We start from the raw sequence: 16,518 nt of genomic DNA on the forward strand, positions 1-16,518 counted from the left end.
GATCACTCCACCGGAGTGCTGGATGATCTCAGCGGGTTCCACGGCCACCTCTTAGTACTTCAGCAGGCTGGCGTCGTCGACGGACGCGGACCTGCGGGTTCGGAAGATCGTCACAATGATGGCCAGGCCGATCACGACCTCCGCGGCGGCGACGATCATCACGAAGAACGCGATGATCTGGCCGTCGAGGTTGCCGTTCTGCCGGGCGAAGGTGACGAACGCCAGGTTGCAGGCGTTGAGCATGAGCTCGACGCACATGAACACGACGATGGCGTTGCGCCGTACGAGCACGCCGACGCCGCCGATCGCGAACAGCAGCGCGGAGAGCACCAGGTAATGGGTTGTCACTTGCCGTCCTCCTCGCCGAGCGGCCGGGCCACGTGCCCGTTGGCCCGCTCGCTCAGGGCCTCCTCCTGGAGGATCCGCTCGACCTCGGGAGGCAGCGTGCCCTCCGCGGCCTCGTACCGGGCGACGACGCGGTTGACCGACAGCGGCGACACCGAGCCGTCAGGCAGCAGCGCCGGCATGTCGATGGCGTTGTGCCGGGCGTAGGTGCCGGGCCCGGGCAGCGGGCCGGGGTTCCTGCCCAGCTGGCCGAAGCGGACGAAGCGGGCCCGCGAGAGGTCCTTCTGCGTCTGCTTGGGCTCCGCGCGCTCCCGGTGCGCCAGCACCATCGCGCCGAGCGCGGCGGTGATCAGCAGCGCCGAGGTCACCTCGAACGCGAACACGTGCCGCGTGAAGATCAGCTCGGCCAGGGACGGCACGTTGCCCGCCCGGTTGGCGGCGGCCAGGCCCTTGGGAGGCGACAGGACCGCGTTCCCGATGCCGAGCCCGAGCAGGGCGGCGAAGGCCAGCCCGGCCAGGACGGCCCAGAACCGCTGCCCCCTGATCGTCTCGACCAGCGAGTCCGACGAGTCCACACCCACGAGCATGAGCACGAACAGGAACAACATCATGACGGCGCCGGTGTAGACGATGATCTGCACCGCGGCCAGGAACGGAGCGTCCTGCACGGCGTACAGCACCGCGAGCGAGAACATGACGACGCCGAGCATCAGAGCCGAGTAGACGGCCCTTCGGCTGAAGACGAGCCCGAGCGCGGCGATCACCGAGACGACCGCCAGCACCCAGAACGTGATGGATTCACCCATTGCTACGACCCAACCGGTAGTAGTCCTCCTCGGTCTCACCGAGGCGCATCGGGTGGGGCGGCTGCTCCATTCCCGGCCCCAGCGGAGCGAGGAGCATCTCCTTGGTGAAGATCAGCGATTCGCGGCTCGAGTCGGCGAGTTCGTACTCGTTGGTCATCGTGAGCGCCCGGGTGGGGCACGCCTCGATGCAGAGGCCGCACAAGATGCATCGCAGATAGTTGATCTGGTAGGTGCGGCCGTACCGCTCGCCGGGCGAGAACCGCTCAGCGTCGGTGTTGTCCGCGCCCTCGACGAAGATGGCGTCCGCGGGACAGGCCCACGCGCACAACTCGCAGCCGACGCACTTCTCCAGACCGTCCGGCCACCGGTTCAGCTGGTGCCGCCCGTGGAAACGCGGCGCGGTGGGCCGCTTCTCCTCCGGATAGTTGACGGTCACCGGCTTCTTGAACATGTGGTGGAAGGTGACGCCGAATCCCTTGATCGGGTTCAGCCAATCAGTTGCTCCCACTGGTCACCTCCTTGGCCTCGTGGTGAAGGCGCGCCGCCGGCACGACTCCGTGGTAGTGCGGCAGGTCGAGTGGCGGCACGGGGAATCCTCCGGCCGTCGGCTCCTCGCGAAGCTGCTCGAACTCCTCCTCGACCTCAGCGGCCTTGCTCTCTCTGCGCCGCTGGTTCGTCGTGTCGAAGCGTAGCCATATGGCGAACGCCCCGATGACGATCACCGCGCCCAGAGCCAGGATGCCTCCGCGGTCGACCTCGGGAAGACGCAGCGCCCTGAAGGTGGCGGCGAGCAGGATCCAGGCGAGGTTGAGCGGGATGAGCACCTTCCAGCCGAAGGCCATCAGCTGGTCGTACCGGACGCGGGGCAGTGAGGCGCGCACCCAGACGAAGAAGCAGAAGGCCAGCACGAGCTTGCCGAAGAACCAGAGCATCGGCCACCAGCCGGTGTTGGCCCCGTCCCAGATCGAGATGGGCCACGGCGCGTGCCAGCCGCCGAGGAACAGCGTGATCGCAATCGCGGAGACCGTGAACACGTTCACGTACTCGGCGAGCATGAACATCGCGAACTTCAGCGACGAGGAGTACTCGGTGTGGAAGCCGCCGACCAGTTCGCCCTCACCCTCGGGGAGGTCGAACGGCACGCGGTTGGTCTCGCCCAGCATCGTGATCGCGTAGATCAGGAACGACGGGAGCAGCGAGAAGACGTACCAGGACGGCGTCGGGATGTGCATCCCGAGGATGTCCCAGGTCCCGCCGCCCGCCTGCTTCGCGACGATCTCCGAGGTGGACAGCGTGCCCGCCTGCAGGAACACCGCGACGAACGACAGGCCCATCGCGATCTCGTAGGAGACCACCTGGGCGCTGGAGCGCAGACCGCCCAGGATGGCGTACGGCGAGCGCGACCCCCATCCGGCGAGGACGATGCCGTAGACGCCGATCGAGGCCGTGGCCAGCACCAGGAGCACCGCGACCGGCAGGTCGGTGAGCTGCAGCGGGGTCCGGACGCCGAAGATCGAGACCATCGGCCCGAACGGCACGACCGAGAAGGCCAGGAACGCCGGGACGGCGATGATGACCGGGGCCAGGAAGTAGATGACCTTGTCCACGGTGCGTGGCATGAGGTCTTCCTTCAGGCCCATCTTCAGGCCGTCGGCCACCGACTGGAGCAGGCCGAACTTGCCCGCCCTGTTGGGGCCGTAGCGGTGCTGCATGCGCGAGATGAGCTTGCGCTCGGTCCACACGCCGAGCAGCACGCCCACCATCAGGAACACGAAGATGAAGAGGGCCTTGATGATCGACAGCCACAGTGGATCGTGGCCGAAGTCGCTCAAGTTGGGCGCGGGGTTGTTCACGAGACGCTCCCGATGGTTACGACGTCGCCCGCCACGGCACGCAGGTCGCGTGTCACGGACAGGCCGGCCGAGTTCGACGGCACCCACACGACGCGATCGGGCAGGTCCGCGATGCGCACCGGCAGGATCGCCCCGTCACCGATGACGATCTTTCCGCCGTCGACCGCCCCGATCTCCGCGGCCGTGGACTCGGAGATCAGCGCCTCCGCCGTTCGCGCGGTCCCGGCCAGGTACGGCTCGCCGTCCTGGAGCCGGCCCTCGTCGAGCAGCAGGTGCCAGGTGGCCAGTACGGCCTGGCCGGTCTCGGGCTCAGCGGCCGTGCGCCCGACCGGGCCGCCGGTCACGCTCGGGGCGGCCGGGCGGGAGCCCCGCCACGAGCCGAGCGCGGCGAGCTCGCGCCGGGCGGCCTCGGCGTCCGGCAGGCCCAGGTGGACGTCCATCTGGTCGGCGATCGAGACGATGGCCCGCAGGTCGCTCATGACGCCGGTGACGGGCGTGGCCACACCGAACGAGCGGCCCCTGCCCTCCCAGTCGACGAACGTCCCGGCCTTCTCGGCCACGGCGGCGACCGGCAGGACCACGTCGGCCCTGTCGGTGACGGCGCTGGCCCGGATCTCCAGGCTGACGATGAACGGCGTGTTCTCCAGCGCGGCCAGCGCCTTGGCGGGATCGGGCAGGTCGTACGGGTCGACGCCCGCGACCACCAGTGCGTCGATCTCGTTGTTCAGCGCAGCCTCGACGATCCCGGCGGTGTCCCTGCCGGGGGTGCCTGGCAGGGCCGCGACGTCCCACGCCCTGGCGACCTCGCCGCGGGCGGTCTCGTCGTCGACCGGGCGGCCGATCGGCAGCAGGCCCGGCAGCGCGCCCGCCTCGAGGGCGCCGCGCTCGCCCGCCCGCCTCGGCACCCACGCGATCCTCGCGCCGGTCGCCTGCGACAGCCGTACGAGAGCGGAGAAGGCGCCTCGGGAGGTGGCCAGCCGCTCACCGGCGAGGATGATCGAACCGGCGGGCAGCAGCTCACCTTCGGAGGAGACCAGGTCGCCGAGCGCCTCGGCCTCGGCGCCGGGAGCCGTGCGGATGAGCGTCCCCTTCATCTTGGCCAGCCCCGGCGACGCGAACGGCGCGAGCGCGTGGACCTTGAGGCCGCTCTTGCGCGCTGCCTTGCGCAGGCGCAGGAAGACGATGGGCGACTCCTCCTCGGGCTCGAACCCCGCGAGGAGCACGGCCGGGGCCTTCTCCAGGTCGGCGTAGGAGACCTCGATGCCCTTGCCCGCGATGGCGTGGGCCAGGAACCTCGCCTCCTCCTCGGAGTGCGGGCGAGCCCGGAAGTCGATGTCGTTGGTGTCCAGGGCGACCCTGGCGAACTTGCTGTAGGCGTAGGCGTCCTCGACCGTCAGGCGGCCGCCCACCAGCACACCGGCCTTGCCGCGGGCCCTGGCCAGGCCGTCCGCCGCGACGCTCAGCGCCTCCGGCCAGGAGGCCGGGACCAGCTTGCCGGACTCGTCGCGGATCAGCGGCGTCCTGAGCCGGTCGGGCTGGGTGGCGTACTGGAAGGCCCAGCGACCCTTGTCGCAGTTCCACTCCTCGTTCACCTGCGGGTCGTCCCCGGCCAGGCGGCGGGTGACCTTGCCGCGCCGGTGGTCGGTGCGCTGGGCGCAACCGGAGGCGCAGTGCTCGCAGGCGCTCGGCGTCGACACCAGGTCGAACGGCCGGGACTGGAACCGGTAGGCGGCGCCGGTCAGCGCGCCGACCGGGCAGATCTGCACGGTGTTGCCGGAGAAGTAGGACTCGAACGGCTCGCCGTTGGCAACGCCCACCTGCTCCTTGGCCCCGCGGTCGAAGAAGTCGATCAGCGGGTCGCCGGCGATCTGGTCGGAGAACCGGATGCACCGTGCGCACTGGATGCAGCGCTCACGGTCGAGCAGGACCTCGGTCGACAGCGCGATCGGCTTTTCGAAGGTGCGCTTCTCCTCGACGAAGCGGCTCTCGCCCTGACCGCTCGACATCGCCTGGTTCTGCAGGGGGCACTCGCCGCCCTTGTCGCAGACCGGGCAGTCGAGCGGGTGGTTGAGCAGCAGCATCTCCATCACGCCCCGCTGCGCCTTCTCCGCGACCGGAGAGGTGAGCTGGGTCTGGATGACCATGCCCTGGGCGACCTCGATGGCACAGGACGGCTGGGGCTTGGGGAAGCCGCGGCCGTTGCCCGCGTCGGGGATGTCCACCAGGCACTGGCGGCAGTTGGCCGCCGGCTCGAGCAGCGGGTGGTCGCAGAACCGCGGGATCTGGATGCCCAGCAGTTCGGCCGCCCGGATGATCAGGGTCCCCTTCGGGACGCTGATCTGGAAACCGTCGATGGTGAGCGTCACCAGATCGACCGGCTGCTCGACCGCCCCCGCCGAGGTTGTCTGTACTGTCATGCCTTACCCCACACAGTTGACGCGGCGGGATCGAACGGGCAGCCGCCGATCTCGAAGTGCTTGAGGTATTCCTCGCGGAAGTGCTTCACCGACGAGTGGATCGGGCTCGTCGCGCCGTCGCCCAGGGCGCAGAACGAGCGTCCCAGGATGTTGTCGGCGATGTCGGTGATCGTGGTCAGGTCGTCCTCGGTGCCCTGCCCCTTCTCCAGCCGCTTGAGCACCTGCTTGAGCCAGAAGGTGCCCTCACGGCACGGAGTGCACTTGCCGCACGACTCGTGCGCGTAGAACTCGGTCCAGCGCAGCACGGCCCTGACCACGCACGTGGTGTCGTCGAAGATCTGCAACGCCCGGGTGCCGAGCATCGAGCCCTTCGCCCCGACCGACTCGAAGTCCAGGGGCACGTCGAGGTGCTCCGCCGTGAAGATCGGCGTCGAGGACCCGCCCGGCGTCCAGAACTTCAGCTCGTGGCCCTCGCGGATGCCTCCGGCGAGGTCGAGCAGTTCGCGCAGGGTGATGCCGAGCGGCGCCTCGTACTGGCCGGGCCTGGTCACGTGGCCGGACAGCGAGAAGATGCCGAAGCCCTTGGACTTCTCCGTGCCCATCCCGGCGAACCAGTCGGCGCCGTTGGTCACGATGCTCGGGACGCTGGCGATCGACTCGACGTTGTTGACCACGGTCGGGGAGGCGTACAGGCCGGCGACCGCGGGGAACGGCGGCTTGAGCCTCGGCTGGCCGCGGTATCCCTCCAGCGAGTCGAGCAGCGCCGTCTCCTCGCCGCAGATGTACGCGCCCGCGCCGCTGTGGACCACCACTTCGAGGTCGTATCCCGAGCCGAAGATGTCGCTGCCGAGATAGCCCTTCTCGTACGCCTCGCGGACCGCGGCCTGGACGCGGCGGATCACGTGGAGGACCTCGCCGCGGACGTAGATGAACGCGTAGTTGGCCCTGATGGCGTAGGCGGTGATGATGACGCCCTCGACCAGCGAGTGCGGGTTGGCCATCATCAGCGGGATGTCCTTGCAGGTCCCGGGCTCCGACTCGTCCGCGTTCACCACGAGGTAGTGCGGCTTGCCGTCGTTCTGCGGGATGAATCCCCACTTCATGCCGGTCGGGAAGCCCGCTCCACCTCGGCCGCGGAGCCCGGAGTCCTTGACCATCTGGATGATGGCGTCCGGGTCGGTGCTCAGCGCCTTCTTGGCCGCCGCGTACTCGCCGTAGCCGTCCACCGTGAAGGCGTTCGGCAGGTCCCAGTTCTTCGTCAGAACCGGCGTCAGCTGTGTCATCGGTCGTTCACCGAACCCTCGTCGCCGGCGGGCGCCTCCCAGCCGTTGGCCTTGGCTATCTTCAGGCCCTCCAGCGAGGGGCCCGACGCCGCCGGACCGTCACCGGCCAGACCGTCGGGGAACCCCGCGAGGACCCGCGACGCCTCCTTGAACGAGCACAGCCGTCCCGGCCCTCGGGTGGGGACGACCTCCTTGCCCGCTCGCAGGTCGTCGACGAGTTGCTTGGCCGAGTCCGGCGTCTGGTTGTCGAAGAACTCCCAGTTGACCATCATCACGGGCGCGAAGTCGCAGGCGGCGTTGCACTCCAGCCGCTCCAGCGTGATCTTGCCGTCCTCGGTGGTCTCGTCGTGGCCGACGCCGGCGTGCTCGCTGAGCTCGGACCAGATCTGGTCCCCGCCCATGACGGCGCACAGGGCGTTGATGCAGACGCCGACGTTGTACTCGCCGGACGGCTTGCGCTTGTACATCGTGTAGAAGGTCGCCACGCCGACGACCTCGGCCTTGGACAGGCCCAGCATCTCCGCGCAGAACTCCTGACCGTCGTCGGAGACGTAGCCGTCCTCGCTCTGGACCAGGTGCAGCAGCGGCAGCAGCGCCGACCGCGGCTTGGGGTAGCGGCCGATGATCTCCTTGGCGTCCGTCTCCAGACGCTCGCGGACCTCAGGTGCGTAAGTCACCGGTCCACACCTCCCATGACTGGGTCGATCGAGGCGACAGCCGAGATGACGTCGGCGATCATGCCGCCCTCGCAGGTCGCGGGCACCGCCTGCAGGTTCGTGAATGACGGGTCGCGGAAGTGCACCCGGAAGGGGCGCGTGCCGCCGTCGCTCACCACATGCGCGCCGAGCTCGCCCCGGGGCGACTCGACCGATGCGTACACCTGCCCGGCCGGGACCCGGAAACCTTCGGTCACCAGCTTGAAGTGGTGGATCAGGGCCTCCATCGAGCTGCCCATGATGTGCGCGATGTGGTCGGGCGAGTTGCCGAAGCCGTCCGGGCCGAGCGCGAGCTGCGCGGGCCAGCCGATCTTCTTGTCCTCGATCATCACCGGGCCGTTCTTCAGCGGGCCCTGCAGCCGGTCGAGCGCCTGCTCGATGATCTTCAGGGACTCCTCCATCTCGGCCACACGGACGAGATAGCGGCCGTACACGTCGCAGCTGTTCTCCGTCGGCACGTCGAACTCGTAGGTCTCGTAGCCCGAGTACGGCTGGGACTTGCGCAGGTCCCAGGGCAGGCCCGCCGCCCGCAGCATGGGCCCGGTGATCCCGAGCGCCATGCAGCCGGTCAGGTCGAGGTAGGCCACGTCCTTGGTCCTGCGGGTGTAGACCGGGTTGGCGTCGAGGAGCTTGCGCATCTCCTTGATCCGCGACGGCATCACCTTGAGGAACTCGCCGATCTTGTCCACCGCGCCCGCGGGCAGGTCGACGCTCACGCCGCCCGGCCGTACGTAGGCCATGTTCATGCGGAGGCCGGTGATGTACTCGAACAGGTCGAGGACCATCTCACGCTCGCGGAAGCCGAAGAGCATCGGCGTGGTCGCGCCCAGCTCCAGGCCGAACGTGGCGATGGCCACGAGGTGCGAGGAGATCCGGTTGAGCTCCATCATCATGACCCGGATGGCCTGCGCCCGGTCCGGGATCCTGTCGGTGATCCCGAGGAGCTTCTCCACACCCATGCAGTACGCCGTCTCGTTGAAGATCGGCGACAGGTAGTCCATGCGAGTGACGAACGTGACCCCCTGGGTCCACGTGCGGAACTCCATGTTCTTCTCGATGCCGGTGTGCAGGTAACCGATCACCGTACGGGCCTCGGTCACCGTCTCGCCGTCGAGCGTGAGCACGAGGCGGAGCACGCCGTGGGTCGAGGGGTGCTGCGGCCCCATGTTGATGACCAGGCGCTCCTCGGCCGAGTCCGTGACGGTCTCGACCAGCTCGTCCCAGTCCTGACCGGCGACGTCGTAGATCCGGCCTTCGGTCTCAGTGGTGCTCGTCACGACGCTCTCCTCGCTGCGATCGCCGGCTCCTGACAGGCGGCAGTGATGTGCTCCCTCACGAGTACGACCTCCTCTGGTCCGGCGCGGGGATCTCGGCGCCGCGGTATTCGACCGGAATTCCACCGAGGGGGTAGTCCTTGCGCTGGGGGTGCCCCTCCCAGTCGTCCGGCATCTCGATCCTGGTCAGCCCCGGGTGGCCGTCGAAGATGATTCCGAAGAAGTCGTACGTCTCGCGCTCGTGCCAGTCGTGCGTCGGGTAGACCGGAACGGTGGAAGGAATGTGCCGGTCGTCGTCGGGGCAGGCGGCCTCGACCCTGACCCGCCGGTTGTGCGTGATGGAGCAGAGGTGGTAGACCGCGTGCAACTCGCTGCCGGTCTCCTCCGGGTAGTGAACACCGGAGACGCCGAGGGACAGCTCGAACCGCAGCGCGGGGTCGTCGCGGAGATGCCGCAGCACCTCCACCAGGCGCTCGCGGGCCACGTGGAAGGTGACCTCGTCACGATCCACGACCACGCGCTCGATCGCGTCGCCGAAGTCGGGCTCCAGCGCGTCGGCCACCTCGTCGAAGTACGACCCGTACGGCCGGGACGAGAAGACCTTCGGGGGACGCCGGACGACCAGGCGGCCGTATCCGGAGGTGTCGCCGCTGCCGCTGGCGCCGAACATGCCCGTGCGGGCGACCGGGCGAGGCTCTTCCCCCGCCCCGCCCGCCGGCACGCCAGGGAGATTGTCGGTGCTCACTTGTTCGCCCCCTGGTCGATCAGCGGCAGCGTCCGCAGCGCCTGGAGTTCGAGCTCGTCGATCTGCTTGGCCCGGTGCGCGCCGAACTTCATGTTCTGGATCTTGTCGTGCAGCTTCACGATGGCGTCCATCAGCATCTCCGGCCGCGGCGGGCAGCCGGGCAGGTAGATGTCGACGGGCACGACGTGGTCCACGCCCTGCACGATGGCGTAGTTGTTGAACATGCCGCCACTGGACGCGCAGACGCCCATCGCGATGACCCACTTGGGCTCGGCCATCTGGTCATAGATCTGGCGGAGAACGGGCGCCATCTTCTGCGACAGGCGGCCGGCCACGATCATCAGGTCGGCCTGGCGGGGCGACGCCGAGGCGCGCTCCATGCCGAACCGCGCCAGGTCGTGCGTGGGTCCACCCGTCGCCATCAACTCGATCGCGCAGCACGCGAGGCCGAAGGTCGCCGGCCAGACGGAGTTCTTCCGGGCCCAGCCCGCCACCTGTTCGACGGTGGTCAGGACGAACCCGCTCGGAAGTTTCTCTTCAAGACCCATGGCTAATCCCAATCGAGGCCGCGACGGCGCCACACGTAGGCGTACGCCACGAGGACGGTGACGATGAACAGCACCATCTCGACCAGCCCGAACACGCCGAGCCTGTCGAAGGCCACCGCCCACGGATAAAGGAAGATGATCTCGATGTCGAACACGATGAACAGCATCGCCGTGATCATGTACTTCAGGGGGAAACGCCCACCGCCGACCGGCTGAGGAGTGGGCTCGATGCCGCACTCATAGGCGTCCAGCTTGGCGCGGTTCCAGCGTTTCGGCCCGGTGAAGGGCGCGATACCCACGGAGAACACGGCGAATCCCGCCGCGAGGACCGCGAGCACCAGAATCGGCACATACAGCTCCATGGCTACATGTCCTCGCTTGGTCGGTGGAATGGGACTGTCACGACGAGCCCAGGCACAGGCCCCTGGCCCGGCATGAGAACACCGGATGTGGCAGCGGTCTCACGAATCGGCACGAGATCGCCGGAGATTGCTGCTGTGACGGAGTTCATGCGGGCGGAGCCACCTTGGACAGGGCGTTGATGATGCGGTCGGAGGCATCGCCCCGACGATCTGTGAGATTACCGAGGAGTTTCAGCGCGAATCTCATCAGGGTCGGGTGTGGAAGCCCGTGCCGCGTGACGAACTTCATCACCCCGGGCTTGCCGATCGCCTCAACGAAGAGCCGCCCAAGAGTGAAGTATCCGCCATAGACGTCTTTGAGGATACGCGGGTATTCCCGCAGCACACGCTCACGCTGGGCCGCAGTGGTGCGGGACAGCGCCTGGACGATCACATCGGCCGCCGTGCGACCGGTCTCCATGGCGTACGCGATGCCCTCGCCGTTGAAGGGGTTGATCGAACCGCCGGCGTCGCCGACGAGCACGAGACCGCGGGTGTAGTGGGGCTGCCGGTTGAAGGCCATCGGCAGGGCCGCGCCCCTGATCTGCCCGACCATGTTCTCTTCGGCGTAGCCCCAGTCGGCGGGCATGCCCTTCACCCAGCGCTTGAGCAGGTCGCGGTAGTCGATGTTCTTGAAGGCCGCACTGGTGTTCAGCAGGCCGAGCCCCACGTTGGACGTGCCGTCGCCGACGGGGAAGATCCAGCCGTAGCCCGGCAGCAGACGGTCGCCGTCCCAGAGTTCCAGCCACGTCTCGAGGTAGTCGTCGTCGTGCCGGGGGCTCGTGTAGTAGGTCCGCACGGCCACGCCCATCGGGCGGTCCTCACGCTTGTGCAGGCCCATGGCCAGCGACAGCCGCGAGGAGTTGCCGTCGGCGGCGACCACCAGCCGGGCCCCGTAGGTCACGTCCTCGCCGTCCTTGCGGGCGGTCACGCCGACGATGTGGCCGCTGCGCTCGTCGATCACCGGCCCGGTGACGTTGACCTCCTGAATGAGGGTGACGCCGTTCCTCTGCGCGTGTTCCGCCAGAATCTGGTCGAAGTCCATCCGGGTGCGGACGAGCCCGAAGTCGGGATAACTGTGCAGGTCCGGCCAGTCGAGCTCCAGGCGCATGCCGCCGCCGACGACCCGCAGGCCCTTGTTCCTGATCCAGCCGGGGGCGTCGATGTCGACGCCCATCCCGATGAGTTCCTTTACGGCCCGGGGCGTCAGCCCGTCGCCGCACACCTTCTCGCGGGGGAACCGGGTCTTCTCCAGAAGCAGGACGTCCAACCCGGCCTTGGCGAGGTAGAAGGCGGCCGTCGCCCCTGAAGGGCCGGCACCGACGACGATGACGTCGGCTTCCGCTGTTCTCCGCTGTGCGCGGACCTGCTCGCTCACGGGGACCTGTCCTGTCAGAGGAAGGAAGGTCCGAGGGTTTGGGACCTTCGTGCCTTTGTGAACCACTTCACAAACTTGTCGCGCCGAAGTCTAACCCTTATCCCCCGGACAATGTCAGAGGGGGTGTGGCTAAGGATTGACGGCATCCGGCTTGACCGCGCGATGGAGCGCGACGATGCCGAAGGAAAGGTTGCGCCAGGCGACTTTCTCCCACCCCGCCTTCTGGATGATGGCCGCCAGCGTCGCCTGATCGGGCCACGCCCGGATCGACTCCGCCAGGTACTCATAGGAGTCCGGGTTCGAGCTGACCGCCCGGGCCACGGGCGGCAGGAGCTTCATCAGGTACTGCGAGTACACGAGGTCGAACGACTTGATCGGCGGCCGGGAGAACTCACAGATCACCAGGCGCCCACCGGGCCTGACGACCCTGAGCATCTCGCGCAGCGCCTGCGTCGCGTCGGCCACGTTCCGCAGCCCGAAGGAGATCGTCGCGGCGTCGAACACGTCGTTCGCGAAGGGCAGGTGCAGGGCGTCGCCGGCGACGAAGCTGACCCCCCTCACCCCTCCGCCGTACATGCCGGAGCCGCCGCGCCTGGCGACGCCGGTCTTCAGCATGCCGAGCGAGAAGTCGCAGGCGATCGCCCGCGCGCCCAGCGTCGTGAAGGCGTCCGTCGACGTGCCCGTCCCCGCAGCCAGGTCGAGCACCAGCTCACCGGGCCCGGCGTCGATCGCGTCGGCGGTCGCCTTACGCCACAGGCGGTCCTGGCCCAGGGAGAGGACGTCGTTGACCAGGTCGTACCGCCGGGCCGTGCGATCGAACATCGCGGCGACCTCGTGCGGCTGCTTGTCCAGCGATGCGCGCGTCATGCACGCAAGCCTAGGCGGCGAGCCGGGAGGCCCCTCACCACCATTGCGCGATGAGCGGAACGTAGTTCATTGATTACGCTGCGTCTGCTAGAACTTTGGAAATGTTCGCCAGAACCACACTGCTCGCGGCGGCGGCGCTGGTCGTCCTGTCCGCGGTCCCCGCCCAGGCCGGCATGCGACAGCCCCATGTGGTGTCGGCGAACCCCGTCGACACGACCCCGCACGTGCTCGACGGCATCGTCAACGCCTTCGCCGTCGTCGGGAACACGGTGGTCGTCGGAGGCGACTTCAGCGCCGTTCAGGAGGCCCGCGGCACGGAGGAGATCCCCCGGGCCAACATCTTCGCCTTCGACCTCGACTCCGGCCGGGTCTCGCGCGACTTCGCCCCCGATCTCGACGGGCCCGTGACCTCCCTGGCCGGCGGCCCCGACGGCAGCGTCTTCGTCGGCGGCTCGTTCAGCGACCCCCAGTCCGCACTCGTCCGGCTGCGGGTGGACGACGGCTCACCGGTGGAGACCTTCTACGCACCCGTCTACGGCGGCGCCGTCTCCAGCCTCGTACGGCAGGGCACGAACCTCTACGTCGGCGGGGCCTTCATCAAGATCGGGTGGAGTCTCCGTACGGCCCTGGCCCGGGTAGACGTGGAGACCGGAGCCGTCGACCCCTCCTTCACCGTCACTCCGGAGGGCGGTCCCGGCGGCCCGAGGATCTACGCCATGGCGGCCACCCGCGACCGGCTCGTGGTCGACGGGTCCTTCGCGGCCCTCGACGGCCTGCGCCGGCCCCAACTCGGCGTGATCGACCTCACGACCGGAAAGGTCGCCAACTGGCACACCGAGGTCTACGCCCAAGCGTGCAAGCCGAACTTCCCCTCTTACGTCCGCGGACTGGACGTCTCACCCGACGGGCAATATTTCGTGGTCGTCACGACCGGTGGCCCCTTCCCCGGCTCCACGAAGCTGTGCGACTCGGCCGCCCGGTTCGAGACGTACGCCAAAGGCGATCAGGTGCGCCCGACCTGGGTGAACCTGACCGGAGGCGACTCCCTCTATGCGGTGGCGGTCAGCGGCTCGGCCGTGTACGTCGGCGGCCACCAGCGCTGGCTCGACAACCCCCGGGGCGCCGACACCGCCGGGCCCGGCTCGGTCAGCCGGGAGGGCATCGGAGCGATCAACCCGGTGACCGGCAAGGCGCAAAGTTGGAACCCCACGCGAGAAAGGGGAATCGGGGTAAAGGCGTTCCTGACAGTAAAGAAGGGTCTTTTGGTGGGAAGCGACACGACCACCCTTGGACATGAGTACCATGCCCGGATCGGCATGTTCCCGACGACCTAGTTCTCCTCGGTCCCTCCGCGTTTCCTGGTGATCCGCTCACTGAGGGCATCACGCTGTTTCGACAGCAGCACGTAGCTGATGACGCCGCTGACCAGAAAAGCCACGGCGAGCAGCAGGTACGTGCGGAGCCCGACGAGATACAGGACGGCGAGGGCGGCGGCGAACAAGCCGATGCGCGAAAGGGTGTAAACGACTACCGGATGCACAGCGTCGAGGTTACGTCACCTTCCCGAGATGTAGGTCTCTCTTCGCATCGGGCGCGAGCACTGCTAGTGTTCACAACAAGGCGCTTTTGTAAAGAAACACCCATGAGCGTCCCAAAGAGGCTCTATCATATAACAATCGGGCACTGAGCCGGTAACAACCCGTGATCTTCTACGAAAACCACGGATAAATCAGGCTTCGCTCGGCACACTGGTTACCTGTCCGCCCCGCTGCAGGACGCGGGATGCGAGGGGGAGAGATTGTGGAGAGTAGCAGCGAGCGACTGCTGACCCCTGGAGAGGTTGCCGCCCTCTTCCGGGTCGACCCGAAGACCGTGACACGCTGGGCCGCGGCGGGACGAATCAGCAGTATCCGTACGCCCGGTGGGCACAGGCGGTTCCGCGAGTCGGAAGTGCACGCCCTCCTTCGCGGGGAGGACGTCCTCACGGCCGATCGGCCGAATGGCGAATCACCGCGGATCTGACGCAAGTACCAGCACCGGGTGATCCTGCGCGCTACCCGGATAGCGCAGGATCACCGAGTCAGCCCGGCCTGTCCTGCCCCCGGGCGCACATCGGACTCAGTCCTGCTCGGCCTTGAAGGCCAGGAACTCCTGTTCCAACTGATCGTTCTCCTCCTGCCAGCGGCGGCGCCGTTCGGCCTCCTCCGCCTCGGTGATCGACTCGGCCACCCATCGGTCGTAGTCGGGCTCCCCCGGAGCGATCTCGACGTACGCGTTGCCGATCAGGCGCCCGTCATCGCTTGTCAGTGATTGGGGCACACGCAGTGTCCCGTCACCGAGCCGGATCACGTACATCCCGTTTCACCTAGATTCCGTAGCGCCTGTTGAAGAACAGCATGACGTTGAGCGCGGTCCGTGTGTCGCCGCCGAGCATGTCCACCAGAGCCGGACGCTGCCGCGACGCGATCGCCGCGAACGCGTCGGCGAAGAACTCCTTGCGGCCGAGACCGCCGGGCTGCCGGTGGAACGCCGAGGCGAACATCGGCATGCAGTCGTCGTAGAGCGCGGCGAACTCCGGAGAGTCCGAGACCCACTGTCCCGGACTCGCGTCGACGTCGTCCAGTGCATGCCCGACTTCGTGCATCATCACGTCAGGCGTCGGCGACGGCCGATCACCAACGACGATCTTGCGGTCGCCGTACGCGCCGGCGCAGATGTCCCAGGTGGCCCGTCCGGACGGAAGCGGCGCCCCGCGCAGGTACCCCATGTCGTCGAGATCCGGGACGCCCCCACGGCCGATGTAGATGCCGTCGAGCCCGATGGCCAGCTTCGCCTTGAGGCCGTCAGGAAGACGTGCGAGGCCGTCCACCGCCCTGACGGCATCGGCGGACGGCGGCCCGTCCATGGCGTCCCACTGACGGAACAGGACGCGCTCCAGAGGGCCGCAGTGGCGCCGGCCGTCCCTCAGGTCGGGCGCGTCCGGACGGTGCGGCTCGGCACGCGCGGGCTGGTCGTCCAGTTCGAAGTCGCGCCAGGTGTACTGCGGCCTGTCGTCCACGACGGGAGCGGTCACCGCGTGGACCTTCTCGATGGAACGCTCGATGAATCGCCCCGGCACGTCGACGTCATGGGATTCCCGCGCTTCACGAGTCTCCCGAGTCTCACGGGTCTCACGGGTTTCCCGGACCTCGCGGGTCTCGCGGGCCTCCCGGGTCTCCCGGTGCGACGACACGTACGGCCCGCGCTGCCACCACCGCGGCCCCCGCCGGTGGCGTCCCCTGTCGCCCGGCTCCGACATCGCACCTCTCATGTGTCACGTCGCTGTCGCGCGCTCGCCTTTCTACCGGTCCACCGTACGTTGCCGTCCTGGCCACGTCACCCGGAATGATGTACGGCTATCGGCCCGCAAAACACGATCACATGGCGATATGGCTTAACGTGTGGACATGCCTAGCGTGATTATCGGTCTAGCGCTGCTGGCCTTCTGGCTCTACTGCCTGTTCGACGTGATCACGCGTCCCGAGCAGGATGTCCGGAGACTGCCGAAGATCCTCTGGGTCATCATCGTGGTGCTGCTCGCCGCGCTGGGCGGCCTGCTCTGGTTGCTGCTCGGGCGGCCCAGGGTCGGCGACACGGTCCCGGGAGTGGGTGGCCTCTATGGGGGGCCGCCCTCCACGATGCCTCCGCCGGCCCCTCGTGCCGAGGCCCCGAGGGGTCCCGACGACGACCCCGAGTTCCTCCGCCACCTAGAACGCCGCCTCCGCGACGAAGACTGACCCCGGCCCTTCTCCCCCACGCCCTCTTACCCGTGACCTCGTGCTCGTGACTCTCGCCCGTGATTCTTGCCGTGATTCTCGCCGTGATCATGCACAGGTTCGCGATCTT

The 16,518-nt window shown here is 68.1% G+C and carries 19 protein-coding genes; 3 read left to right on the plus strand and 16 right to left on the minus strand.

Annotation, left to right across the window (positions count from 1 at the left end; genetic code table 11):
- Positions 1-51 precede the first annotated feature (51 nt).
- The 13 genes from nuoK to Pmi06nite_RS20375 form a co-directional block, all read right to left on the minus strand.
- Positions 52-348 carry an NADH-quinone oxidoreductase subunit NuoK gene (gene nuoK / locus Pmi06nite_RS20315; RefSeq protein WP_203954635.1) on the minus strand — a complete coding sequence of 99 codons (297 nt, stop codon included), beginning with the start codon at positions 346-348 and terminating at the stop codon, positions 52-54.
- Entirely contained in the window at positions 345-1,151 is an 807-nt protein-coding gene (locus Pmi06nite_RS20320; RefSeq protein ID WP_203954636.1) for an NADH-quinone oxidoreductase subunit J, read from the minus strand. Before Pmi06nite_RS20320 ends, nuoK begins: the two co-directional genes overlap by 4 nt.
- Complete coding sequence (gene nuoI / locus Pmi06nite_RS20325) at positions 1,144-1,659, minus strand: NADH-quinone oxidoreductase subunit NuoI (RefSeq protein WP_203954637.1); 516 nt, start codon at positions 1,657-1,659, stop codon at positions 1,144-1,146. Before nuoI ends, Pmi06nite_RS20320 begins: the two co-directional genes overlap by 8 nt.
- Positions 1,646-3,004 carry an NADH-quinone oxidoreductase subunit NuoH gene (gene nuoH, locus Pmi06nite_RS20330; RefSeq protein ID WP_203954638.1) on the minus strand — a complete coding sequence of 453 codons (1,359 nt, stop codon included), beginning with the start codon at positions 3,002-3,004 and terminating at the stop codon, positions 1,646-1,648. Before nuoH ends, nuoI begins: the two co-directional genes overlap by 14 nt.
- Positions 3,001-5,421, minus strand: a complete 2,421-nt coding sequence (locus Pmi06nite_RS20335) for an NADH-quinone oxidoreductase subunit G (protein ID WP_203954639.1) — start codon at positions 5,419-5,421, stop codon at positions 3,001-3,003. Before Pmi06nite_RS20335 ends, nuoH begins: the two co-directional genes overlap by 4 nt.
- Positions 5,418-6,704: an NADH-quinone oxidoreductase subunit NuoF gene (gene nuoF, locus Pmi06nite_RS20340; RefSeq protein ID WP_203954640.1), complete on the minus strand. Its 1,287-nt coding sequence runs from the start codon at positions 6,702-6,704 to the stop codon at positions 5,418-5,420. The genes Pmi06nite_RS20335 and nuoF overlap by 4 nt, the downstream gene beginning before the upstream one ends.
- Entirely contained in the window at positions 6,701-7,381 is a 681-nt protein-coding gene (gene nuoE, locus Pmi06nite_RS20345) for an NADH-quinone oxidoreductase subunit NuoE (protein WP_203954641.1), read from the minus strand. The genes nuoF and nuoE overlap by 4 nt, the downstream gene beginning before the upstream one ends.
- Positions 7,378-8,697, minus strand: coding sequence for an NADH-quinone oxidoreductase subunit D (locus Pmi06nite_RS20350; RefSeq protein WP_203954642.1), 1,320 nt, complete (start codon positions 8,695-8,697; stop codon positions 7,378-7,380). Before Pmi06nite_RS20350 ends, nuoE begins: the two co-directional genes overlap by 4 nt.
- A 55-nt stretch (positions 8,698-8,752) precedes the next feature.
- A complete protein-coding gene (locus tag Pmi06nite_RS20355; RefSeq protein ID WP_203954643.1) occupies positions 8,753-9,439 on the minus strand; it encodes an NADH-quinone oxidoreductase subunit C in 687 nt (228 codons plus the stop codon).
- The gene (locus Pmi06nite_RS20360; protein WP_203954644.1) at positions 9,436-9,987 is read right to left on the minus strand and encodes a NuoB/complex I 20 kDa subunit family protein; all 552 of its coding nucleotides are present in this window, start codon (positions 9,985-9,987) and stop codon (positions 9,436-9,438) included. Before Pmi06nite_RS20360 ends, Pmi06nite_RS20355 begins: the two co-directional genes overlap by 4 nt.
- A 2-nt stretch (positions 9,988-9,989) precedes the next feature.
- Positions 9,990-10,349 carry an NADH-quinone oxidoreductase subunit A gene (locus Pmi06nite_RS20365; RefSeq protein WP_111699579.1) on the minus strand — a complete coding sequence of 120 codons (360 nt, stop codon included), beginning with the start codon at positions 10,347-10,349 and terminating at the stop codon, positions 9,990-9,992.
- A 145-nt stretch (positions 10,350-10,494) separates the two neighbouring features.
- Complete coding sequence (locus tag Pmi06nite_RS20370) at positions 10,495-11,766, minus strand: geranylgeranyl reductase family protein (protein ID WP_203954645.1); 1,272 nt, start codon at positions 11,764-11,766, stop codon at positions 10,495-10,497.
- A gap of 129 nt (positions 11,767-11,895) precedes the next feature.
- A complete protein-coding gene (locus Pmi06nite_RS20375) occupies positions 11,896-12,633 on the minus strand; it encodes a demethylmenaquinone methyltransferase (RefSeq protein ID WP_203954646.1) in 738 nt (245 codons plus the stop codon).
- 101 nt (positions 12,634-12,734) lie between these two features.
- Here Pmi06nite_RS20375 and Pmi06nite_RS20380 point away from each other — a divergent pair, with 101 nt between their 5' ends.
- The gene (locus tag Pmi06nite_RS20380; protein WP_203954647.1) at positions 12,735-13,967 is read left to right on the plus strand and encodes an NHL repeat-containing protein; all 1,233 of its coding nucleotides are present in this window, start codon (positions 12,735-12,737) and stop codon (positions 13,965-13,967) included.
- On the opposite strand, the gene Pmi06nite_RS20385 is transcribed toward Pmi06nite_RS20380, so the two are convergent.
- The gene (locus Pmi06nite_RS20385) at positions 13,964-14,173 is read right to left on the minus strand and encodes a DUF4229 domain-containing protein (protein WP_203954648.1); all 210 of its coding nucleotides are present in this window, start codon (positions 14,171-14,173) and stop codon (positions 13,964-13,966) included. The two genes, Pmi06nite_RS20380 and Pmi06nite_RS20385, sit on opposite strands and share 4 nt — an antisense overlap.
- Before the next feature lie 242 nt (positions 14,174-14,415).
- Between Pmi06nite_RS20385 and Pmi06nite_RS20390 the strand changes: the two genes are divergently transcribed.
- The gene (locus tag Pmi06nite_RS20390; protein ID WP_203881816.1) at positions 14,416-14,655 is read left to right on the plus strand and encodes a BldC family transcriptional regulator; all 240 of its coding nucleotides are present in this window, start codon (positions 14,416-14,418) and stop codon (positions 14,653-14,655) included.
- Between the two features lie 96 nt (positions 14,656-14,751).
- Here Pmi06nite_RS20390 and Pmi06nite_RS20395 read toward each other — a convergent pair whose 3' ends face one another.
- On the minus strand, positions 14,752-14,988 hold the full coding sequence (locus Pmi06nite_RS20395; protein WP_203954649.1) for a hypothetical protein: 237 nt from the start codon (positions 14,986-14,988) through the stop codon (positions 14,752-14,754).
- Between the two features lie 10 nt (positions 14,989-14,998).
- Positions 14,999-15,931 carry a hypothetical protein gene (locus tag Pmi06nite_RS20400; RefSeq protein WP_203954650.1) on the minus strand — a complete coding sequence of 311 codons (933 nt, stop codon included), beginning with the start codon at positions 15,929-15,931 and terminating at the stop codon, positions 14,999-15,001.
- Between the two features lie 148 nt (positions 15,932-16,079).
- Between Pmi06nite_RS20400 and Pmi06nite_RS20405 the strand changes: the two genes are divergently transcribed.
- Complete coding sequence (locus Pmi06nite_RS20405; RefSeq protein ID WP_203954651.1) at positions 16,080-16,409, plus strand: PLDc N-terminal domain-containing protein; 330 nt, start codon at positions 16,080-16,082, stop codon at positions 16,407-16,409.
- Positions 16,410-16,518 lie beyond the last annotated feature (109 nt).

Source organism: Planotetraspora mira (assembly GCF_016863275.1).
In the GTDB taxonomy this organism is placed as follows: Bacteria; Actinomycetota; Actinomycetes; order Streptosporangiales; family Streptosporangiaceae; genus Planotetraspora; species Planotetraspora mira.